The following is a 21703-nucleotide window of genomic DNA, read 5'->3' on the forward strand; positions in this document are numbered from 1 at the left end:
CTAGTAGATTTTCCGACTCAGATTGGCTTTGTGCAGAATGGTCGAGGCAAGTTCCTCGATCGATTTGCTGGTGGTATTCAGATGCGGAATGCCGGCATTGCGGTACAGCGCTTCGGCCTCGGCTACCTCGAAGCGGCAGTTGTCCACCGAGGCGTAGCGGCTATCGGGCTTACGCTCGGAACGGATCTGGGCGAGGCGATCCGGACTGATGGTCAGCCCGAACAGCTTGTGCTTGAAGGGCAGTAGGGCGCGCGGCAGGCCAGGCTGGCCGAAATCATCCGGCGTGAGCGGGTAGTTGGCGGCCTTGATGCCGTATTGCAGGGCCAGATACAAGCAGGTCGGTGTTTTGCCCGAGCGAGATACACCTACCAGGACGATATCGGCCGAATCCATATCGGCTGGCTTGATGCCATCATCGTGCGCCATGGCGTAATTGACCGCCTCGATGCGCGTGTTGTACTCGTGAAAGTTCTCGATGCTGTGGCTCTTACCCACCGTGTGCGAGGACTCCTGCTGCAGCTCATTCTCCAACGGCTCGATAAAGGCCTCGAAGAAGTCGACCACATGGGCTTCCGGGATATGGATGATGTCGCGGATCTCAGTCTTCACGAAGGTTGAGAACACCAGCGGGCGCACGCCCTCGCTGGCAGCGGTATGCCGAATCCGGTCGGCCACCTGATGTGCCTTGTCGGCGGTATCCACGAAGGGCAGGGTGACGCGCTTAAAGTCTATGCCTTCGAACTGGGTAATCAGGCTATGGCCGAGCATCTCGGCGGTGATGCCGGTGCGGTCGGAGATAAAGAAAACAGTGCGATGATTCGGCATATCGGGCTTTCGGGGAGCGGGGTTTTCGGACCATGTTGCCACAGGGCGCGCACCGCCTGCGAGCCGGTTGTGCAAACGCAACATGCGAGCTTTTGCTCGGTTTGGGCGCATTGACTTGTAGCTAGGCGCAGCAAACTACATTTTTCGCCTACGCAACAAGTGCCTTTGTGTTGCATTGCGCAAAAACAGCGCGGTCATAGGGTGTTTTCCCGGCTGCAAGGGGCCGGGCAACAGGCTAGAATCGCGTACTCGACTCCCAAATCCCCTGCAAGGAAGCACAAAAATGGCAGAGAACAACGTCATCTGGTTTGACGAACTGCGCATGACCGACGTAGAGCGCGTAGGCGGCAAGAATGCCTCGCTCGGCGAGATGATCAGCCAGTTGGCCGCCTCGGGCGTACGTGTACCTGGTGGTTTCGCGACTACAGCCGACGCCTACCGGACCTTCCTGGCGCACGATGGCCTCTCTGCCCGCATCGATGCGGCGCTGACGGCCCTGGACGTGGAAAACGTCACCGAACTCGTGCGGGTGGGCAAGGAGATCCGCCAGTGGGTGATCGACCAGCCTTTCCCGGCCCAGCTCGATGCGGATATCCGCGCCGCCTTCGCCAAGATGGAAGCTGATTCCGGCACCACCATCTCGGTGGCCGTGCGCTCTTCCGCCACGGCCGAAGACCTGCCCGATGCTTCCTTTGCCGGTCAGCAGGAGACCTTCCTGAATATCGTCGGCGTGGACAATGTGATTCACGCGATCAAGGAAGTGTTCGCCTCGCTCTATAACGACCGCGCGATTTCCTACCGTGTGCACAAGGGCTTTGCGCACGCTGACGTCGCGCTGTCTGCCGGTATCCAGCGCATGGTGCGCTCGGACAAGGGCGCCGCCGGCGTGATGTTCACCATCGATACCGAGTCGGGCTTTGATGATGTGGTGTTCGTCACCTCCAGCTATGGATTGGGCGAGACCGTGGTGCAGGGCGCCGTGAACCCGGACGAGTTCTATGTGTTCAAGCCGAATGTGGCGGCTGGTAAGCCGGCCATTCTGCGCCGCAACCGTGGCTCCAAGCTGATCAAGATGGAATTCACCGCTGAAGCCCGTGCCGGCAAGTCGGTGCGCACCGTCGATGTCTTGGATGTGGAGCGCAATACCTTCTCGATCAGCGATGCGGAAGTCGAAGAGCTGGCTCGCTATGCGCTGATCATCGAAAAGCACTACCAGCGCCCGATGGATATCGAATGGGGTCGCGATGGCGTGGATGGCAAGCTCTACATCCTGCAGGCCCGTCCTGAAACCGTGAAGTCGCAGGACGAGCGTGCCGACACGCTGCGTCGCTACCGCCTGAACAGCAAGTCCACCGTTCTTGCTTCCGGTCGCGCCATTGGCCAGAAGATCGGCCAGGGCGTGGTGCGCCTGATCAAGGATGCGTCCGAGATGGATTCGGTCAAGCCGGGCGATGTGCTGGTCACCGATATGACCGACCCGGATTGGGAGCCGGTGATGAAGCGCGCCAGCGCCATCGTGACCAACCGTGGTGGCCGTACCTGCCACGCGGCCATCATCGCGCGCGAATTGGGCATTCCGGCCGTGGTGGGTTGCGGCGATGCGACCCGTGCGCTCAAGGACGGCGATTATGTGACCGTGTCCTGCGCCGAGGGTGATACTGGCAATATCTATGAAGGCCAGCTGGCCATCGAAATCATCGACCTGAAGCTCGATTCGATGCCCAAGAGCCCGGTCAAGCTGATGATGAATGTCGGTAATCCGGAACTGGCTTTCGACTTCAGTCACTTACCGAATGAAGGCGTGGGTCTGGCGCGTCTCGAGTTCATCATCAACCGCATGATCGGCATCCATCCGAAGGCACTGCTCGCCTATCCGAACCTGCCTTGGGATCTCAAGCAACAAGTGGATGAGCGCATCGGTGGTTATGCCTCGGCGGTCGACTTCTATGTGGAAAAGCTGGTGGAAGGCATTGCCACGCTGGCAGCCGCCTTCTATCCGAAGAAGGTCATTGTGCGCATGTCCGACTTCAAGTCGAACGAGTACTCGAACCTGATCGGCGGCCAGAACTACGAGCCGCATGAAGAAAACCCGATGATCGGCTTCCGCGGCGCGTCGCGTTATATCAGCGAATCGTTCCGCGATTGCTTTGAGCTCGAAACGCGCGCGATCAAGAAGGTGCGCAACGAGATGGGGCTGAAGAACGTCGAGGTGATGATCCCCTTCGTTCGCACCCTGGATGAAGCGCGCAAGGTGGTGGAGCTGCTCAAGGAGCAGGGCCTGGAGCGTGGTCGCGACGATCTGCGTCTGATCATGATGTGCGAAATCCCGTCCAATGCGATTCTGGCCGAGCAGTTCCTCGAGCACTTCGATGGCTTTTCGATCGGCTCGAATGATATGACCCAGCTGACCTTGGCGCTGGATCGCGATTCGGGCGGCCCGATTGCCAATCTGTTCGATGAGCGCAATGAGGCAGTCAAGGCCTTGTTGTCGATGGCGATCAAGGCTTGCCGTGCGCAGGGCAAGTACATCGGCATCTGCGGTCAGGGGCCGTCCGATCATCCGGACTTCGCCAAGTGGCTGGTCGAGCAGGGTATCGAAACCGTCTCGCTCAACCCGGATACCGTGGTGGAAACTTGGCTTTACCTGGCCAAGGAACTGGGCTGATCTTCGGCGCATGAAGAAAAAGGCACCTGCGGGTGCTTTTTTCTTTGCCTGATTGGCTTTGTCAAGATTGAGGCAGCAGGGGGTGTCGGAGTAGAATACGGAATTACCACTGTGCGTTTTCAGCCATGACCAAGTTCATCTTCGTTACCGGCGGCGTTGTCTCCTCTCTGGGGAAAGGCATCGCCGCCGCGTCACTTGCAGCCATCCTTGAATCGCGCGGTCTCAAGGTCACCATGATGAAGCTCGATCCTTACATCAATGTGGATCCGGGCACCATGTCCCCCTTGCAGCACGGCGAGGTGTTCGTGACGGAAGACGGCGCCGAGACCGACCTCGACCTTGGTCACTACGAGCGCTTCATCCAGGCCAAGATGCGCAAGGCCAATAACTTCACCACCGGCCAGATCTATGAGTCGGTGATCAAGAAGGAACGCCGCGGCGACTATCTGGGCAAGACCGTGCAGGTCATTCCCCATATCACCGATGAGATCAAGCACTTCGTGGGCCTCGGTGCGGCCGATGCCGAGCTGGCCGTGATCGAAGTGGGCGGCACGGTGGGCGATATCGAATCGCTGCCCTTTCTGGAAGCCATCCGCCAGATGGGCGTACAGCTGGGGCGCGAGAACACCTGCTTCGTGCACCTCAGCTACGTGCCCTATATCGCCGCTGCCGGCGAGATCAAGACCAAGCCGACCCAGCACTCGGTCAAGGAACTGCGCGAAATCGGCATTCAGCCCGATGTGCTGATCTGCCGTGCAGACCGCATGGTGCCGGATGATGAGCGCCGCAAGATCGCGCTGTTCACCAATGTGGCCGAAAAGGCCGTCGTGTCCTGCCCGGACATGGACAGCATCTATAAGATCCCGCGCGTGCTGAGCGAACAGCATATCGACGACATCATCTGCAAGCAGCTGCAGCTCGACCTGCCCAAGGCGGATCTGACCGTCTGGGACAATATCGTCAACGCGATCGAGAACCCCAAGCAGACCGTCAATATCGCGATGGTCGGCAAGTATGTCGATTTGACTGAGAGCTACAAGTCGCTGATCGAAGCGCTGCGCCATGCCGGCATTCACACCCAGAGCGAAGTGAAGATCCACTATGTGGATTCGGAAGAGCTCGAGGGCGGCAATCTCGACCAGATCAAGAATATGGACGCGATTCTGGTGCCGGGCGGCTTTGGTAAGCGCGGTGTGGAAGGCAAGATTCGCGCGGTTCAATACGCACGCGAAAACAATGTGCCTTATCTCGGCATCTGCCTCGGTATGCAGCTGGCGCTGATCGAGTATGCGCGCCACAAGGCTGGCATGAGTGACGCGAACTCGACCGAGTTCACGCTGGAAACGCCGTTCCCGGTGGTGGCCTTGATCGACGAGTGGGTCAACCATGACGGCAAGATCGAACAGCGCGACGAGAACTCGAATCTGGGCGGTACCATGCGCCTGGGTAGCCAGGAATGCGATCTGGAAGCCGGTTCGCTGGCGTCCAAGGTGTATGGCGCCACCCGCATCACCGAGCGCCATCGTCATCGCTATGAAGTGAACAATTACTATTTGCCGCGACTTGAAGCGGCTGGCCTGAAGGTCAGCGGTCGTTCCACCGACCCCAACCATCTGTGCGAAACCATCGAGCTGCCCGAGCATCGCTGGTTCTTCGGCTGCCAATTCCATCCGGAATTCACCTCGACCCCGCGCGATGGCCATCCGATGTTCAAGGCCTATGTGGAAGCGGCCATTGCCTATGCACGCGACCACGGTCGCGAAGGCCTGAGCTGCTGATCTAACCGTGAGGTGTGAGGTGTGAGGTGAGCGGCGCGGCTGCCCCTCACACCTCCACCTCACTCCTCACGGAGTAACACCATGCAACTCTGCGGTTTTGAAATCGGTCTCGACAAGCCTTTCTTCCTGATCGCCGGTCCCTGCGTGATCGAAGGCGAACAGTTCTCCATCGATGTCGCCGGCCAGCTCAAGGAAATCACCAGCGAACTCGGCATTCCCTTCATCTTCAAGTCCAGCTTTGACAAGGCCAACCGCTCGAGCGGCAAGTCCTTCCGTGGTACCGGCATGGACGAAGGCCTGCGCATCCTGGCCAAGGTTCGCGAACAGATCGGCGTACCGGTGCTGACCGACATCCATGAGATCGACCAGATCAAGCCGGTATCCGACGTGGTCGATGTGCTGCAGACCCCGGCTTTCCTGTGCCGTCAGACTGACTTCATCCGCGCCTGCGCCCAATCGGGCAAACCGGTCAATATCAAAAAGGGCCAGTTCTTGGCGCCGGGCGATATGAAGAATGTGATGGATAAGGCGCGCGAAGCTGCACGCGATGCAGGCCTGCCGGAAGATAACTTCATGGCCTGCGAGCGTGGTGCGAGTTTTGGCTACAACAATCTGGTCTCCGATATGCGTTCGCTGGCCATCATGCGCGACACCGGCTGCCCGGTCGTGTTCGATGCCACCCACTCGGTGCAGCTGCCTGGCGGGCAGGGCGACAAGTCGGGCGGTCAGCGCGAGTTCGTGCCGGTGCTGGCGCGGGCGGCGGTGGCGGTCGGCATCTCCGGCCTGTTCATGGAAACCCACCCCAATCCCGCTTGCGCGATGTCCGATGGTCCGAACGCCTGGCCGCTGCCGCGCATGAAGGAATTGCTGAGCGTGCTGAAGGCCATCGATGAGCTGGTCAAGCACCAGCCGCTGCACGAGAACACGCTGTAAAGCAGCCGCTTGAATGTTGGCCGTGCTTGCCTACGAAGCGCGGGCTCGGTCAACATCCACCGAACCGAATCTCCCACATCGCATCAAGGAAATATACCGATGAGCGCAATCGTAGAAGTCATCGCCCGCGAGATCCTCGACTCGCGTGGCAATCCGACTGTTGAAGCTGACGTGCTGCTGGAAAGTGGCGTGATGGGCCGTGCTGCTGTACCGAGCGGCGCCTCGACCGGCGAGCGCGAAGCGCTGGAACTGCGTGATGGCGACAAGAGCCGTTACCTGGGCAAGGGCGTGCTGAAGGCCGTCGAGCACATCAATACCGAAATCTGCGAAGCCATCATCGGTCTGGACGCCTCCGAGCAGGCCTTCATTGATCGCACCATGATTGAACTGGACGGTACCGAGGACAAGGGGCGCCTGGGCGCCAATGCCATCCTGGCCGTGTCGATGGCCGTGGCCAAGGCCGCCGCCGAAGAAGCCGGTCTGCCGCTGTACCGCTATATCGGTGGTTCGGGCCCGATGGCCCTGCCGGTGCCGATGATGAATGTAATCAACGGTGGTGAGCACGCCAATAACAGCCTGGACTTCCAGGAACTGATGATTGTGCCGGTCGGCGCGCCGACCTTCCGCGAAGCGCTGCGCTACGGTGCGGAAGTGTTCCACACCCTGAAGAAGATTCTGCACGACAAGCATCTGCCCACCCAGGTTGGTGACGAAGGCGGTTTCGCGCCCGATGTGAAGAATGCTGAAGAAGCGCTGGACATGATCCGTGCTGCGGTCGAGAAGGCTGGCTATGTGTGGGGCAAGGACATCTGCATTGCGCTCGACTGCGCGGCTTCCGAGTTCTACGACAAGGAAACCGGCAACTATGTGTACAAGAAGAGCGACAAGCGCTCGCTGAGCAGCGCCCAGCAAGTCGATTATCTGGCTAGTCTGGCCGACAACTACCCGATCGTGTCGATTGAAGACGGCATGGGCGAGCGTGACTGGAACGGCTGGAAGCTGCTGACCGACCGCCTCGGCGAGCGCGTGCAGCTGGTCGGTGATGATCTGTTCGTCACCAACAGCAAGATCCTCGCCGAAGGCATCGAGAAGGGCATCTGCAACTCGATCCTGATCAAGGTCAACCAGATCGGTTCGCTGTCCGAGACCCTGCAAGCTGTGGATCTGGCCAAGCGCAACCGTTACACCTCGGTGATGTCGCACCGCTCGGGCGAAACTGAAGACAGCACGATTGCCGATCTCGCCGTGGCCACCAACTGCATGCAGATCAAGACCGGTTCGCTCAGCCGTTCGGACCGCATGGCCAAGTACAACCAGCTGCTGCGTATCGAAGAAGAACTCGGTGATGCCGCTTACTACCCGGGCCGCTCGGCCTTCTACCAGCTGAAGAAGTAAGCTGGCGGTTATGTAACAAATCAACAGGGGCGAGCATTTCGCCCCTGTTGTTTTGCCGGCCTACCCTGATCCCGCCTACAATCGCGCCCATGCGTCTTCTTGCCCTTATTCTCGCTGCCTGTGTCGTACTGCTCCAATGGCCTCTCTGGATAGGCAAGGGCAGCTGGCTCAAGGTATGGCAGATCGAAAGCCAGCTGAGCGAGCAGCAATTGCAGAACCAGAAGCTGAGCACGCGCAATGCAGCGCTGGAGGCGGAAGTACGCGATCTGAAGACCGGCACCGATGCGATTGAGGAGCGCGCGCGCAATGAGCTGGGCATGGTGCGCCAGGACGAGGTGTTCTTCCAGATTCTCGACCCGAAGCCCGCCACGATTGCCCCGCCCGCCGCCAAGCCACCCGTGGCAGCGCCAGTGCCCGCTCCTGCATCCACTTCGGCACCCGCTCCTGCGGCCGCACCACCCAGCGGCAGTCCGGCAACGGCCGCCGCTGCTGTAGCTGCCAGCCCGACACCCGCGCCCAGCGCGCCTGTCACAACGACCAGCAATCCCTGATTTCCCGGCATCCGGCTATTGGCTTGGCCGGCAAGGCTTGGGCGTGGCCAAGGCACGTTCCATAAAAAACGGCAGCCAGGCCGGAGCCTGACTGCCGTTCATGCGGAACAAACTGCTTAGAACTTGAAGTTGCCGTCGCTGCGGCTGATCAGGCCGTTGCAGTTGGTGGGCGTACTCAGTTCGCGATTGCCCGAATTGGTCGCCTGATTGCCCTCCCAGACCGCGCTCGAGCCATTCCACTTCACATACTTGTACTGCACGGTGCTACCGGCCGGCAGGGCTAGCGTGCCGGTCCACGGTACATTGGCGCCGCTGCCCTGGATGGCCAAGGCAAAGCCTGCGGCGGGCGTCCAGCTGCCTAGTGCTGCCTGGTTGCCGACCACATACAGCGTCTGCCCAGTTACCGTGGCCGCATTGGCGATGCTGAAGGCGACCTGGCAGCCTGGCGCTGGCGTTGTCACGCTCAGGCTATTGCTGGCCGGCGATAGATTGCCGGCTGCATCGAAGGCTTTGACCGTGTAGCTGTAGCTGCTCGAGGCCGCCACCGTGCTATCGCTGTAGAAGGCACCTGATGCCTGGCCGATCTCCACCCCGTTCCGATACACCCGGTAGCCGCTCACGCCGACATTGTCGCTGGCCGCCACCCAGAGCAGGCTGACGGCGGTGGCGCTGGCATTGCTGCTGATCAGGTCGCTGGGTGCGCTGGGTGCCTGGGTATCCGGCCCGCAAGGGTCGCCCCCTACCGTGATGGCGCTGCCATTGACCTGCGATACCCCGCTGCCCAGGCTGTAGTTATTGCCGCCATTATTGGCCCAGCTGCCGCTGCCATTATTGAAGGCGGCCACCAGCCCGCTGGCGCTACCCAGATTCAGGGTGGCGCTGCGCCAGCCTGTGCAGGCGGCGGTCATGGCCAGACCCGGCACCGTGGTCCAGCTGCCGCCCGTGGGTTGGTAGTGGATGTAGGCGCTGCTCCAACCCGAGGGTAGCTTGTAGTAAACCTTGGCCGCATTGCCGGCCGGCGTGTTGACGGATAGTGCGCCGCTCACCGTCGACTGGTTGCCCGCTGCGTCATAGGCTTGCACCGTGTAGCTGTAAGCGCTGCTGGCCGCCACGCTGCTATCGGTGTAGCTGGCTGTGGCGCTGGTGCCGATCTGCACACCGTTGCGCAGGATCTTGTAGCCGCTGACGCCGACTGTGTCGCTTGAGGCTGCCCAGCTGAGGCTGACGCTGCTGGCGCTGACGCTGCTGGCCACGGGCGTGCCTGGTTGGGTCGGGGCGAGCGAATCGACCACGCAGGGGCTGCTAGTGCTGATGCTACCGCCAGTGACGGCCGAGATGCCGCTGCCCAGCGCATAGTTGGCGCCAGCGTTATTGTCCCAGCTGCCCGCGCCATTATTGAAGGTGGCATTCAGGCCGCTGGCTGCGCCCAGATTGGCGCTGTACAGGAACCAGCCTGAGCAGGCGGCGCTCATGTCCACACCCGGCGCGGTGGTCCAGCTGCCGCCCGTGGGCTGGAAGTGGATTTTCACGCTGCTCCAGGCGCTGGCCGGCTTGTAATACACGCTGGCCAGATTGCCCTGCGGGGTGCTGACGCTGATCGGGTTCGAGGCTGGCGAGCGATTGCCGGCTGCATCGATGGCCACCACGGTATAGCTGTAGCTGCTGGATGGCTGCACAGTGTTATCGGTGTAGTTGAGCGCATTGACGAGGCCGATCTGTACACCATTGCGCAGCACCGCATACTGGGCCACACCATAGTTGTCGCTGGCGGCCGTCCAGCTCAGGCTCACCGAACCTGCGCTGACGGCACCGGCCACCGGCTGGCCGGGAGCGGTAGGCGCAAGGGTATCGGGTGCCTGGGTACTCACCGTGAGGGCCGGGCTGAGCGCCGAGCTATTGCCCGCCGCATCATTGGCGACTACGGTGTAGATATAGCTGGTCGAGGCGCTCAGGCCGCTGTCGATATAGCTTGGGCTGCTCACGGTGGCAATCTGGCTGCCATGGCGGAAGACACGGTAGCTGCTGACGCCGATATTGTCGCTGGCCGCACTCCAGCTCAGTGCAATCGAGCTGTCGGTGACCGTGCCGGCTACCGGCGCACCGGGGCGGCTCGGTGCCTCGGTATCGATGCGCAGGAAGGGATACACGCCCTGCACCGTGCCATTCATATCCTCCAGATAGCCCGAGCCTGTGCTGCTGGCGCTGTAGGTGCCGGCGCCGACGAAGACCTGCTGGATTTCCGAGCGTGTGACATTGCCCTTGCTATCGGTCATCTCGATGTAATAGTCGAGCAGCTGATTGCGGTAGTTGGACAGATAGCTGTAGTAGAGATTGCCGATCTCCTGCGCGGGCACCTTAGCCAGAGTGTCACGGGTGACCGGATTCCAGGCCACGCCATTCATATCCGGGCGTAGATCGCGCAGCTGCATCGGATATTCCTGCCAGGCGCCGACCTTGCTGGGCGTGACCGATAGGCCGGGCTTGCCGACGTGAGCGGCCGGGTCGTACAGCTTGTAGGTATCGTCGCTCGCGTCGATATTGTTGCTCGCATGCACACGTACCTTGACCTTGGCGCTGGCAATGCCCGAGGCATCGAAGGCATAGGTGTAGATGGCGAAGTCACGGCTGAAGTGCTGAACCGTCCAGCCCTCGGCCTTCGAGCCATTCACCGAGCCCGGGTTGTACGGGTAGCGCTGCGGCCACCAGACCGAGGGGCCGGTGCGGTCTTGGGCCAGGCGTTCGCTCACATAGGGCTTGGAGAAGGCCAGCGAGTTATTGAAGGCCAGCGTGGGCTTCACGCTGTCATCCCTGTTCTCGTCGTAATAGCCAAAGCCGGAATCCATGGCCGGCAAGAGGAAGTACCAGGCCAGCTCGGCCGGGTTGGCACCGCCCGCGTAGTTGTTCGCCGCATTGCCCTTCACCGGGTAGGACAACATCCAGGGATTGAGCTGATTGCCTGGATAGGTGATCTGATTGTCCAGGCTGGTGCTTGGCGACCAGTGATTGGGGTTGGCATCCAGCCAGATCTGCTCGGCGGTCTTTGCATAGTTCTGCGCGGCCTGCAGCAGGGCGAAATTGCGCTCCAGATAATGCCAGCCATATTCGAGCGACACGGTCGCGCCTTCCTGCTGGCCTTTCAGATTGGTCTTTGGTGCCAGATTCATGCCGGTGGCGGCATTGAAGGCGGCGAACTGGCCTTTCCAGATCAGGAAGGGCAGGCGCCAGTGATACCAGGTCGGGTCGGACGAGGAGTCACGCGTATCGATCCAGGAGCCATCCTGCACATGGGCCACATCATTGGCCGGAATCGGGAAGGCCTTCAGGTATTCGTCTATGCCCAGGCAGTAGCCATTGCCGCTGCAGGTGGTGTTGTAACCAGCCTGCCAGGTGTCGAGCGAACCGGCGCGGCCAGACGAGTTGTCGCCATCGTGGGCGATCACGAAGAACTGGCGTGGCTCAAGCGCCTGGTAAGGCACCACCTCATCCACGGTGATTGAGCCTTCCCAGCCTTCCTCCCAGGAGCCATTCTGGCTGACCGGGATGCCGGCGATCTTGTTGGCCGTGCCGCTGGCCGGATCGACATAGCGCACCCAATGCGGGGTGCTGGCAAACGGGAATTTGTTCACCACCACCTGCTGCTCGTGTGCCATGTTTTCTGACACCCAGCTGCCGATGCTGGAGGTATTGCGCAGATCGGCGCGATTGGGCGGCGAGGTCAGGGTGTCGCCGGTCGCGTCATAGCTGGTGAACGGGTAGTCCTTCAGCGTACGCGAATAGTGGTTATTGCCCAGCACCGACCATTCGACGCCCAGTTTGGCCAGGGTGGGAATCAGCCGATCGGAAAAACCGAGCTCGGTGGGGAAGAAGCCCTTGGACTTGACGAAGTTGCTGCCCAGGAAATAGGGCTGGGCCAGCGTGGCACGCTGGTAGATCAGGTCTTTCAGGAAATAGTCGCTGCCCACCAGCGGGCCCATGGTGTGGTGGCCGGTGAAGGCAATCGTGTCCAGGGTGCGGAAGTTATTGCTGGTCTTTAGATTGGCAAAGGTATTCGCCCAGCCCTGGCCCCAGTTTGGGTTGTTGTAGCCCGAGACATTCTGCAGCTCGTTCAGGCTTTGCACATTGTTGACCACTGCGCCTGACATGGTCACATGGACTTGGCCCTTGCCGCCCGACCAGCCCTGCAGCTCATTGGCCACCTGCATCGGCCAGCTCATGTAGGCGCCGGTCTTGGCGTGGTGGCTGTAATAAGTGACCAGATCGTCGTGCGGCATGATGCCGCCACCGGCCGAGCTGGGCAGGAAGTAGGTGTAGCCGGCCGGTGGATTGTTCTTCAGATTGATGACCTGGCCGTCGTAGGTGTAGCGAATCGGTGCGCCCACGGGCGTGGCGTTATAGGTGGCCGCCACATCTACGCCATAGAAGGGCCAGAAGTTAGGCATATGGTTGTGATAGACATGGGCAGCCGGGATAGCTGCCTGGCTGGCCAGCGGCAGGCCGCTGGCAAACAGCAGCGCCACTGACAGGGCGAGTGGGCGCATACGGGGGGTAGGCATTGAGGTCAATCTCCATTCTTGTGGTTTTGCATTGCCGGGCAGTACGCCTATGTGGCGTGCTTTGCCCGCTTCACTCCCTGCGGCTACGCCGCCAGCGCCACGGGTGAGGGCGCAGACCACGTAATGAGATGGCCTGAGGTGTGCAGCGCCTGGGCGGCAGGGCGCACAGGGGGCAACACGCGGTGCGCTTCTGGCGCAAACCGGGCCGGGAAAGCGTTCAAGCTTGTCTAAGTGGGCGCAGCTTGAGGAGGCAAGGCGGGGCAGGGCGGTCGGGCAGCCTGAGGCTGCATGGCCGGCTAGCGAGGCCAAAAGGAACGGTCATTGCGCACTCCACACTGTTGGCGCGCAAAAGCGGTGCAGGCAGGCTGGGCGCTAGCGTGGCTAGGTCCAGCTGCTCGGAAGGGACTGGCTTGTCTTCACTCGCACGCCATGCGGCGTTAATCATTTTTGTGTGCGTAGTAAAAGGACGAAACTGAAGGAATTCAACAACATAAAATGTTGCGTTGCGGCGGCTGCTCTGTGCGTTGCCACGGACGTTATGGCTCACTACTTGGCCAACACCCCCATATTGCGCTGCAATGCGCGTGGTCGAAAAACCGCCCAGGTTCAAATGAAAATGACTGTTATTCGCTAACACCGTACGCCAATACCTGGCGATAGGGTGAGCGCCGCTCTGTTTTGCTGTGCATTTCAATGCTTGGCACAATGAAGTCGCTGATTTGATGCGATAAATGTAGTAATGCAACGCGGATGGCGAGATGAATCTGCACTCAGTTTTGCGTCCCCCTGTGCTGGATTGAGCCGCAGCAGGCCTTTTTTGGGGGGCTGTGTGGCGTTGGGCTCAGAGTGGCTGGCGTATACGGTAGTAGAACTTCAGTTCTGAAAGTCCTGCTCGCCTCCACAACAAATGCCGGCGCGAACGTAGGCGGTCTTGCCGCTAAAATGGCGCCATGTCGACCTTCGATCCCAAGCCCATCCTCGCCAGCCTGCCCAATCTACCCGGTGTCTACCGCTATCTGTCCGCCAAGGGCGATGTGCTGTATGTGGGTAAGGCCATCGATCTGAAGCGGCGGGTGTCGAGCTATTTCCAGAAGAACGACCAGTCGCCGCGTATACGGCTGATGCTGAGCCAGGTGGCCGATATCCAGACCACGGTGGTGCGCTCGGAAGCCGAGGCGCTGATCCTGGAAAACAATCTGATCAAGGCGCTGGCGCCGCGCTACAACATCCTGTTCCGCGACGACAAGAGCTATCCCTATCTGGTGCTTAGCGGCCACGCCTATCCGCGCCTCGCCTACTACCGTGGCGCGCTGGACAAGCAGAACCAGTACTTCGGCCCGTTTCCAAACGGTTACGCGGTACGCGAAAGCATTCAGCTGCTGCAGAAGGTGTTCAAGCTGCGCACCTGCGAGGACTCGGTGTTCGAACACCGTGCGCGACCTTGCCTGCTCTACCAGATCAAGCGCTGCAGCGGCCCGTGCACCGAGGAGATCAGTACGGAGCAGTACCGCGCCGACGTGCATAACGCCGTGCAGTTCCTGCAAGGCAAGGCGCACGACCTGCTGGCCGATCTGGATGAGAAAATGCGCGCCGCAGCCGGCGCCTGGCAGTTCGAGGAGGCAGCCGCCTATCGCGATCAGATTCAGGCCCTGGCCAAGGTGCAGGAAAAACAATTCGTTTCCAGCAATGCCAGCGAGACCGATGCCGATATCGTCGCTTGCGCGGTCGAGAACGGCCTGGTGTGCGTGAATCTGGTGATGATTCGTGGCGGCCGCCATGTGGGCGACAAATCGCTGTTCCCTGCCCATGGCGAGGACTATGACGCGCAGACCGCGCTGGAGGCCTTTCTGGCCCAGCACTATCTGGACCGCACCATTCCGCCCGTCATCGTTTGCAATAGCAGTAGCGACAATGCCACCTTGGTCGAGCTGCTCAGCGCTCAGGCCGGGCGCAAGATCGCCATCGTGTCCAATCCGATTGCCGAGCGGCGCGTGTGGCTGGAGATGGCCTTGAAGAACGCCCGCCTGGCCATCGCCCAGCGCTTGTCGCTGGAATCGACCCAGCTTGGGCGCATCGAGGCATTGCAGGAGGCGCTCGGCCTGCCCGATACCGCCCAGCGCATCGAATGCTTCGATATCAGTCACACCATGGGCGAGGCCACCGTGGCCTCCTGCGTGGTCTATGACCGACTTGGCATGCAGCCCAAGGAATACCGCCACTACAACATCACCGGCATTACTCCGGGCGATGATTACGCTGCCATGCGCCAGGTGCTGACGCGTCGCTACGGCAAGATCGCCCAGGGCGACGGTGTGGCGCCTGATGTGATCCTGATCGACGGTGGCAAGGGGCAGATTGGCGTGGCGGTCGAGGTGATTGAGGAAGTCGGTCTGCAGGATGCGCTGCTGGTCGGTGTGGCCAAGGGGGAAACCCGCAAGCCCGGCCTTGAGCAGCTCGTTGTTCCCTCGCGCCAGCAAACGCTACAATTGCCGCGCGATTCGGCCGCCCTGCACCTGATCCAGACCATACGCGACGAGGCGCACCGTTTTGCCATCACCGGCCATCGCGCGCGGCGCGGCAAGGCCAGGGTGTCCTCCAGCCTGGAGGAGATCGAAGGTATCGGTGCCAAACGACGCCAGAAGCTGCTGACCCGCTTTGGCGGTCTGCAGGGCGTGAAGGCCGCCAGCGTGGATGAGCTGTGCCAGGTGGACGGCATCAATCGGGCGCTGGCCGAAAAAATCTATCAAGCATTACACTGACGGCGTTTTCCCTTGTGCAGCCCGCGTAGGGCTGCAGCGGTCCACCTCCCTCCGACTGGCGACATGCCCCTTAATCTTCCCAATCTGCTGACCTGGGCGCGAATCCTGATGATTCCGCTGATCCTGGGCGTGTACTACTTTCCGGATAGCTGGATGACCCCGGCCCACAAGAATATCGCCGGTGCGCTGCTATTTATGCTGGCCGGCATCACCGATTGGTTCGATGGCTATCTGGCACGCAAATGGAACCAGCTGTCCGCCTTTGGCGCCTTCCTCGACCCGGTGGCCGACAAGCTGATGGTGGCGGCGGCGCTGATCCTGCTGGTACAGCTCGGGCGCGCCGATGCTTGGCTCGCGGCCATCATCATCGGGCGCGAGATCACCATCTCGGCGCTGCGCGAATGGATGGCCCAGCTGGGCAATAGCAAGAGCGTGGCGGTGTCCTTTGTCGGCAAGGTGAAGACGGCCGCGCAGATGACTGCCATCACCATGCTGCTGCTCCACGAGAACCTGATTCCTGGCATCGATCTGCAGCAGATCGGCTCGCTATGCCTGTTTGTGGCCGCGCTGCTCACGCTCTGGTCGATGGGCTATTACCTGCGCATGGCCTGGCCGCAACTGAGCGGCCGCGAGTCGCGCTGATACAGGCTCGCGCGGCCATTTGCTTATTCCCCGGCGCCGGTTGCTGCTACGCACAAGCGCGTGATATGGTCGTCATCCCCCGAACGCAACAGCCTGTGGAATGACGATGGCGCAGACCCTCTACGACAAGCTCTGGCAGAGCCATGTGGTGCACGAAGAAGCAGACGGCACCGCGCTGCTGTATATCGACCGTCACCTCGTGCATGAAGTGACCAGCCCACAGGCGTTTGAAGGCCTGAAGCTGGCCGGCCGCAAGCCCTGGCGTATCTCGTCCATCGTGGCGACCGCCGACCACAATACCCCGACCGATCATTGGGACGAAGGCATCAAGGACCCGATCTCGCGCCAGCAGGTCGAGACGCTGGATGCGAATATCCGCGAAGTCGGTGCGCTTGCTTATTTCCCCTTCAAGGACAAAGGCCAGGGCATCGTGCACGTGGTCGGCCCCGAGCAGGGCGCCACGCTGCCCGGCATGACCGTGGTATGCGGCGATAGCCATACCTCCACCCACGGTGCGTTCGCTTGCCTCGCGCATGGTATCGGTACCTCGGAAGTCGAACACGTATTGGCCACCCAGACCCTGGTGGCGAAGAAATCCAAATCCATGCTGGTCAAGGTTGAAGGCCAGCTCGGCCGCGGCATTACCGCCAAGGATGTGGCGCTGGCCATCATCGGCAAGATCGGCACCGCAGGTGGCACCGGCTACGCGATCGAATTCGCCGGCTCGGCCATCCGTGGCCTGTCCATGGAAGGGCGCATGACCCTGTGCAATATGGCCATCGAAGCCGGTGCGCGCGCCGGCATGGTGGCCGTGGACCAGAACACGATTGATTATCTGCAAGGCCGCCCGTTTGCACCCAAAGGGGCGGACTGGGACAAGGCGGTGGCCTACTGGCGCAGCCTGGTGTCCGATGCGGGCGCCCAGTTCGATGCCGTGGTCGAGCTCGATGCGGCCGGCATCGCGCCGCAAGTGACCTGGGGTACCTCGCCCGAGATGGTGGTCACCATCAATGACCGCGTGCCCGATCCGGCGCAGGAATCCGACCCGACCCGCAAGACCGGCATGGAGCGCGCGCTCAGCTATATGGGTTTGGTAGCCAATACCCCGATCAATGAAATTCCGGTCGATAAGGTGTTTATCGGCTCCTGTACCAATAGCCGCATTGAAGACCTGCGTGCCGCGGCGGCCGTGGCCCGGGGTCACAAGAAGGCCGCCAATGTGAAGGCGGTGCTGGTGGTGCCGGGCTCGGGCCTCGTCAAGGTGCAGGCCGAGGCCGAGGGCCTGGACAAGATCTTCATCGAGGCGGGTTTCGAATGGCGCGAGCCCGGTTGCTCGATGTGCCTGGCCATGAATGCCGACCGGCTGGAGCCGGGCGAGCGCTGTGCCTCGACCTCGAACCGCAATTTCGAAGGCCGGCAAGGGCAGGGCGGGCGTACCCATCTGGTCAGCCCGGAAATGGCGGCGGCTGCCGCCATCGCCGGTCACTTTGTCGATGTGCGAACTTTTGCCTGAGCCGGGCTTCCCAGCTGAAACCCTTTCAAGGAGCGCTGCGATGAAACGACTGAGCCTGATTGCGCTGACCCTGCTGATGGGCGTGCAGCTGAGTGCCTGCAACACCATGCAGGGCCTGGGACAAGACATCAAGAAGGGCGGCGAAGCGATTGAGCGCGCTGCCGACAAGGCCGCCAGCTAAGGCCTAGGCCGATAGAGAGACAAGCATGCAAGCATTTACCACTTTGAATGGCCTGGTTTGCCCGCTCGACCGCGCCAATGTCGATACCGACGCCATTATCCCCAAGCAGTTCCTGAAGTCGATTAAGCGTTCGGGCTTCGGTCCCAATCTGTTCGATGAATGGCGCTATCTGGACCATGGCGAGCCGGGCATGGACAATAGCGCGCGGCCGGTGAACCCCGACTTCGTGCTCAACTTCCCACGCTATGCCGGCGCACAGGTGCTGCTGGCGCGTGAGAACTTCGGCTGTGGCAGCTCGCGCGAACATGCGCCCTGGGCGCTGGAAGACTATGGCTTCCGCGTGGTGATCGCGCCTTCGTTCGCCGATATCTTCTTCAACAACTGCTACAAGAACGGCGTGCTGCCCATCGTGCTGCCGGCCGAGGCGGTCGAGCAGCTGTTCCAGGAAACCGCCGCCAGCGAAGGCTACCGCCTGCAGATCGATCTGGCCGCGCAAACCGTCCGCACGCCGGGCGGCAGCCAGTTCGGTTTCGAGATCACCGGCCACCGCAAGCACTGCCTGCTTAATGGCCTGGACGAGATCGGCCTGACCCTGAACCACGCCGACAAGATCCGCGCCTTCGAAGCCGCGCGCCGCGCCCAGCAACCCTGGCTGTTTGCCTGAACGATGGCGCAAGCGCAGAGCCTGGCCGAGCTGGAACAGATACGCAGCGACTGCCTGCAGCTGGTGCGTAAGCGCGCCAGCATCTCGGCCGGCGTGGCGGTGGTGCCGCTGCCCGGCATGGACATGCTGGCCGATGTGGCGGTGTTCTCCGAGATGCTGGAAACCATCAATGCACGCTTTGGCCTGTCGCAGGCCGATATCGCCCGGCTCGACCCGAATACGCGCAGCTATGTGCTGCTGGCGGCCGGTAGGCTCGGTAGTGAGCTGATCGGCAAGCTGGTCACCAAGCAGCTGGCCATGCTGGTGATCAAGAAGATGGGCGCGCGCTGGTTGGGTAAGGCTGTGCTGCGCTTCGTGCCACTGGCTGGCCAGGCAGTGGCCGCCGGCCTCAGTTATCAGATCGTGGCCCGGCTGGGCCGCAAGCATATTGACGATTGTTACACCGTGGCCAGTGCGCTCTTGGCGCAAGGCCCCACTCCCCAGGAAAAACCATGAAAATCGCCATCCTCCCCGGTGACGGCATCGGCCCGGAAATCGTTGCGCAGGCAGTGCGCGTGCTGGACAAACTGAAGGCCGATGGCCTGCCGGTGGAAACCGTGACCGTGCCGCTGGGTGGCGCGGCCTACGACCAGTATGGCGAGCCCTATCCGGATGCGACCCGTGATGCGGTGCGCGCTGCCGATGCGATCCTCTTGGGCGCCGTGGGCGGCCCGCAATACGACACGCTGCCGCGCGACAAGCGCCCTGAGCGCGGCCTGTTGGCCATCCGCAAGGACCTCGGCCTGTTCGGCAATCTGCGCCCGGCCATGCTCTACCCGGAACTCGCTGGTGCTTCGACCCTGAAGCCCGAAGTGGTGGCTGGCCTCGACATCATGATCGTGCGCGAGCTGACCGGTGACATCTACTTCGGCCAGCCGCGCGGCATCCATGTGAATGCCGACGGCGAGCGTGAAGGCTTCAACACCATGCGCTACAGCGAGTCGGAAATCCGCCGCATCGCCAAGGTGGCCTTCGATATCGCCATGAAGCGCAATAAGAAGCTGTGCTCGGTCGACAAGGCCAATGTGCTCGAATGCACCGAGTTCTGGAAGGAAATCGTCATCGACGTGGCCAAGCAATACCCGGAAGTCGAGCTCAGCCATATGTATGTGGACAATGCCGCCATGCAGCTGGTGCGCAATCCCAAGCAATTCGACGTGATCGTCACCGGCAATATCTTCGGCGACATCCTCAGCGACGAAGCCTCGATGCTGACCGGTTCGATCGGCATGCTGCCCTCGGCCTCGCTCGATGCCAATAACAAGGGCCTGTACGAGCCCTGCCACGGTTCGGCCCCGGATATCGCCGGCAAGAACCTGGCCAACCCGCTGGCGACCATCCTTTCGCTGGCCATGATGATGCGTTACACCTTTGCTCGTGAGGATGTAGCCAAGCGCATCGAAGGCGCCGTGCAGGCTGTCCTTAAAAAGGGCTATCGCACCGCGGATATCTACGAGCCGGGCACCGAGAAGGTCAGCTGCTCGGGCATGGGCGACGCGGTGGTCGCGGCGCTGTAATGGCCGACGGTGTGCTGATCCGCGCAGCCGTGCCGGCCGACGCCGAGGGTTTGGCCCGCATCGCGGCCGACGAGTCGGTATTCGGCAATCTGCTGCGCCTGCCGCACTCCACCGCTGCGCAATGGCGTAGCTGGGTAGAGAGTGTGAGCATGGACGAGTTGCTCTTGGTCGCCGAGCGCGACGGTGAGCTACTCGGCTTTGCCGGCTTGATGGCCGCCGCTAAAAGCCCGCGCCGCCGTCATGCGCGCACGCTGCTGATCGCGGTCGCGCAGCCCGCGCAGGGGCAGGGCATCGGTAGCCTGTTCATGCAGACGCTGATCGATGCGGCCGATCGCTGGTTGGCGGTCTTGCGTATCGAGTTGGGTGTGTTCGCCAAGAACGCGCCGGCGTATCGTCTGTACCAGAAATTCGGTTTTGTCGAAGAAGGCGTGCAACGCGGTTTCGCGTTCCGCGATGGCAGTTACCAGGATGTGATCCTGATGGCGCGCCTGAGCCCTGGCCTTCTTCCGCAGCAAATTACTTAATTCCCCAGGAAGAACATCATGTTGAAAGTTGGTTTGGTCGGTTGGCGTGGCATGGTTGGTTCCGTGCTCATGCAGCGCATGCGCGAAGAGAACGACTTCGCCCATATTGATCCGGTTTTCTTCACCACCTCGAATGTCGGCGGCCATGGCCCGGACGTTGGCCGTGGCGCCGCACCGCTGCAGGACGCCAAGTCCATCGAAGCCCTGAAGGCCATGGATGTGGTGATCACCTGCCAGGGTGGCGACTACACGACCGAGATCCACCCGCAGCTGCGTGCGGCTGGCTGGACTGGCTACTGGATCGACGCGGCCTCCACGCTACGCATGGAAGACAACGCCGTCATCGTGCTCGACCCGGTCAACCTCGACCAGATCAAGGGCGCGGTCGCCAAGGGTGGCAAGGACTTCATCGGCGGTAACTGCACCAATTCCATTCTCTTGATGGGTGTGGGTGGTCTGTTCAAGGCTGGCCTCGTCGACTGGGTGTCCTCAATGACTTACCAGGCTGCCTCGGGCGGCGGTGCGCAGCATATGCGCGAACTTCTAACCCAGATGGGCGCGCTGCATGGCTCGGTAGCCCACCTCTTGGCTGATCCGGCTTCCGCCATTCTGGAAATCGACCGCCGCGTGGCCGACACCATGCGCGACGACAAGCTGCCGACCGAGCACTTCGGTGCACCGCTGGCTGGCAGCCTGATCCCGTGGATCGACAAGCAGCTCGACAATGGCCAGTCCAAGGAAGAATGGAAGGGCCAGGCCGAGGTGAACAAGATTCTTGGCAATGAAACCAAGGTGCCGGTGGATGGCCTGTGCGTGCGCATCGGCGCCATGCGCTGCCATAGCCTCGCGCTGACCATCAAGCTGAACAAGGATCTGCCGCTGGCCGAGATTGAACAGCTGATCGCGGGCAGCACACCGTGGACCCACTTTGTGCCCAATGATCGCGCTACCACGGTCAAGGAACTGACCCCGACCTTCGTGACCGGCAAGCTCGATATTGCCGTTGGCCGCGTGCGCAAGCTCAACATGGGCCCGGAATACGTGAGCGCCTTCGTCTGCGGCGACCAGCTCTTGTGGGGCGCGGCCGAGCCGCTGCGCCGCACCCTGCGCATCCTGCTCGACAAGTAAGCCTGTAGTTCTCTCCCGGGGCGGCCTTGGCCGCCC

At 61.5% G+C, this 21703-nt stretch carries 16 protein-coding genes; 14 read left to right on the plus strand and 2 right to left on the minus strand.

The window, feature by feature from the left end; genetic code table 11:
- Positions 1 to 825 (minus strand): posphoenolpyruvate synthetase regulatory kinase/phosphorylase PpsR, encoded by an 825-nt coding sequence (ppsR, locus tag BT173_RS12140; RefSeq protein WP_072428930.1) that lies wholly within the window; start codon positions 823 to 825, stop codon positions 1 to 3.
- A 283-nt stretch (positions 826 to 1108) separates the two neighbouring features.
- On the opposite strand from ppsR, the gene ppsA reads away from it, so the two are divergent.
- The 5 genes from ppsA (at position 1109) to ftsB (ending at position 8147) form a co-directional block, all read left to right on the plus strand.
- Positions 1109 to 3490 (plus strand): phosphoenolpyruvate synthase, encoded by a 2382-nt coding sequence (ppsA, locus tag BT173_RS12145; protein WP_072428931.1) that lies wholly within the window; start codon positions 1109 to 1111, stop codon positions 3488 to 3490.
- Between the two features lie 125 nt (positions 3491 to 3615).
- Complete coding sequence (gene pyrG / locus BT173_RS12150; RefSeq protein WP_072428932.1) at positions 3616 to 5268, plus strand: CTP synthase; 1653 nt, start codon at positions 3616 to 3618, stop codon at positions 5266 to 5268.
- Positions 5269 to 5349: 81 nt separating this feature from the next.
- Positions 5350 to 6201: a 3-deoxy-8-phosphooctulonate synthase gene (gene kdsA / locus BT173_RS12155; protein WP_072428933.1), complete on the plus strand. Its 852-nt coding sequence runs from the start codon at positions 5350 to 5352 to the stop codon at positions 6199 to 6201.
- Positions 6202 to 6300: 99 nt separating this feature from the next.
- Entirely contained in the window at positions 6301 to 7596 is a 1296-nt protein-coding gene (gene eno, locus BT173_RS12160) for a phosphopyruvate hydratase (RefSeq protein WP_072428934.1), read from the plus strand.
- Between the two features lie 89 nt (positions 7597 to 7685).
- On the plus strand, positions 7686 to 8147 hold the full coding sequence (ftsB, locus tag BT173_RS12165; protein WP_072428935.1) for a cell division protein FtsB: 462 nt from the start codon (positions 7686 to 7688) through the stop codon (positions 8145 to 8147).
- Between the two features lie 116 nt (positions 8148 to 8263).
- Here ftsB and BT173_RS12170 read toward each other — a convergent pair whose 3' ends face one another.
- The gene (locus BT173_RS12170; protein WP_072428936.1) at positions 8264 to 12700 is read right to left on the minus strand and encodes a carbohydrate binding domain-containing protein; all 4437 of its coding nucleotides are present in this window, start codon (positions 12698 to 12700) and stop codon (positions 8264 to 8266) included.
- 950 nt (positions 12701 to 13650) lie between these two features.
- On the opposite strand from BT173_RS12170, the gene uvrC reads away from it, so the two are divergent.
- The 9 genes from uvrC to asd all read left to right on the plus strand — a co-directional run bounded on the left by uvrC (position 13651) and on the right by asd (position 21667).
- On the plus strand, positions 13651 to 15459 hold the full coding sequence (gene uvrC, locus BT173_RS12175) for an excinuclease ABC subunit UvrC (protein WP_072428937.1): 1809 nt from the start codon (positions 13651 to 13653) through the stop codon (positions 15457 to 15459).
- 63 nt (positions 15460 to 15522) lie between these two features.
- Complete coding sequence (gene pgsA / locus BT173_RS12180; RefSeq protein WP_072428938.1) at positions 15523 to 16101, plus strand: CDP-diacylglycerol--glycerol-3-phosphate 3-phosphatidyltransferase; 579 nt, start codon at positions 15523 to 15525, stop codon at positions 16099 to 16101.
- Between the two features lie 106 nt (positions 16102 to 16207).
- Positions 16208 to 17614: a 3-isopropylmalate dehydratase large subunit gene (gene leuC / locus BT173_RS12185; protein ID WP_217651461.1), complete on the plus strand. Its 1407-nt coding sequence runs from the start codon at positions 16208 to 16210 to the stop codon at positions 17612 to 17614.
- 40 nt (positions 17615 to 17654) lie between these two features.
- Positions 17655 to 17795 (plus strand): entericidin A/B family lipoprotein, encoded by a 141-nt coding sequence (locus BT173_RS12190; RefSeq protein ID WP_072428940.1) that lies wholly within the window; start codon positions 17655 to 17657, stop codon positions 17793 to 17795.
- A gap of 25 nt (positions 17796 to 17820) precedes the next feature.
- A complete protein-coding gene (gene leuD, locus BT173_RS12195; protein ID WP_072428941.1) occupies positions 17821 to 18459 on the plus strand; it encodes a 3-isopropylmalate dehydratase small subunit in 639 nt (212 codons plus the stop codon).
- A 3-nt stretch (positions 18460 to 18462) separates the two neighbouring features.
- Complete coding sequence (locus tag BT173_RS12200) at positions 18463 to 18954, plus strand: hypothetical protein (protein ID WP_072428942.1); 492 nt, start codon at positions 18463 to 18465, stop codon at positions 18952 to 18954.
- Entirely contained in the window at positions 18951 to 20015 is a 1065-nt protein-coding gene (leuB, locus tag BT173_RS12205; RefSeq protein WP_072428943.1) for a 3-isopropylmalate dehydrogenase, read from the plus strand. Before BT173_RS12200 ends, leuB begins: the two co-directional genes overlap by 4 nt.
- A complete protein-coding gene (locus BT173_RS12210; protein ID WP_072428944.1) occupies positions 20015 to 20539 on the plus strand; it encodes a GNAT family N-acetyltransferase in 525 nt (174 codons plus the stop codon). Before leuB ends, BT173_RS12210 begins: the two co-directional genes overlap by 1 nt.
- Before the next feature lie 18 nt (positions 20540 to 20557).
- Complete coding sequence (asd, locus tag BT173_RS12215; protein WP_217651462.1) at positions 20558 to 21667, plus strand: aspartate-semialdehyde dehydrogenase; 1110 nt, start codon at positions 20558 to 20560, stop codon at positions 21665 to 21667.
- The last annotated feature ends 36 nt before the right edge of the window (positions 21668 to 21703 follow it).

The organism is Chitinimonas taiwanensis DSM 18899 (genome assembly GCF_900119825.1).
GTDB lineage: Bacteria > Pseudomonadota > Gammaproteobacteria > Burkholderiales > Chitinimonadaceae > Chitinimonas > Chitinimonas taiwanensis.

What these genes read in the sequence shown, in the direction of transcription:
- ppsR (WP_072428930.1), bottom strand. Translation starts at nt 825, where the DNA reads ATGCCGAATCATCGCACTGTTTTCTTTATCTCCGACCGCACCGGCATC.
- ppsA (WP_072428931.1), top strand. Translation starts at nt 1,109, where the DNA reads ATGGCAGAGAACAACGTCATCTGGTTTGACGAACTGCGCATGACCGAC.
- pyrG (WP_072428932.1), top strand. Translation starts at nt 3,616, where the DNA reads ATGACCAAGTTCATCTTCGTTACCGGCGGCGTTGTCTCCTCTCTGGGG.
- kdsA (WP_072428933.1), top strand. Translation starts at nt 5,350, where the DNA reads ATGCAACTCTGCGGTTTTGAAATCGGTCTCGACAAGCCTTTCTTCCTG.
- eno (WP_072428934.1), top strand. Translation starts at nt 6,301, where the DNA reads ATGAGCGCAATCGTAGAAGTCATCGCCCGCGAGATCCTCGACTCGCGT.
- ftsB (WP_072428935.1), top strand. Translation starts at nt 7,686, where the DNA reads ATGCGTCTTCTTGCCCTTATTCTCGCTGCCTGTGTCGTACTGCTCCAA.
- BT173_RS12170 (WP_072428936.1), bottom strand. Translation starts at nt 12,700, where the DNA reads ATGCCTACCCCCCGTATGCGCCCACTCGCCCTGTCAGTGGCGCTGCTG.
- uvrC (WP_072428937.1), top strand. Translation starts at nt 13,651, where the DNA reads ATGTCGACCTTCGATCCCAAGCCCATCCTCGCCAGCCTGCCCAATCTA.
- pgsA (WP_072428938.1), top strand. Translation starts at nt 15,523, where the DNA reads ATGCCCCTTAATCTTCCCAATCTGCTGACCTGGGCGCGAATCCTGATG.
- leuC (WP_217651461.1), top strand. Translation starts at nt 16,208, where the DNA reads ATGGCGCAGACCCTCTACGACAAGCTCTGGCAGAGCCATGTGGTGCAC.
- BT173_RS12190 (WP_072428940.1), top strand. Translation starts at nt 17,655, where the DNA reads ATGAAACGACTGAGCCTGATTGCGCTGACCCTGCTGATGGGCGTGCAG.
- leuD (WP_072428941.1), top strand. Translation starts at nt 17,821, where the DNA reads ATGCAAGCATTTACCACTTTGAATGGCCTGGTTTGCCCGCTCGACCGC.
- BT173_RS12200 (WP_072428942.1), top strand. Translation starts at nt 18,463, where the DNA reads ATGGCGCAAGCGCAGAGCCTGGCCGAGCTGGAACAGATACGCAGCGAC.
- leuB (WP_072428943.1), top strand. Translation starts at nt 18,951, where the DNA reads ATGAAAATCGCCATCCTCCCCGGTGACGGCATCGGCCCGGAAATCGTT.
- BT173_RS12210 (WP_072428944.1), top strand. Translation starts at nt 20,015, where the DNA reads ATGGCCGACGGTGTGCTGATCCGCGCAGCCGTGCCGGCCGACGCCGAG.
- asd (WP_217651462.1), top strand. Translation starts at nt 20,558, where the DNA reads ATGTTGAAAGTTGGTTTGGTCGGTTGGCGTGGCATGGTTGGTTCCGTG.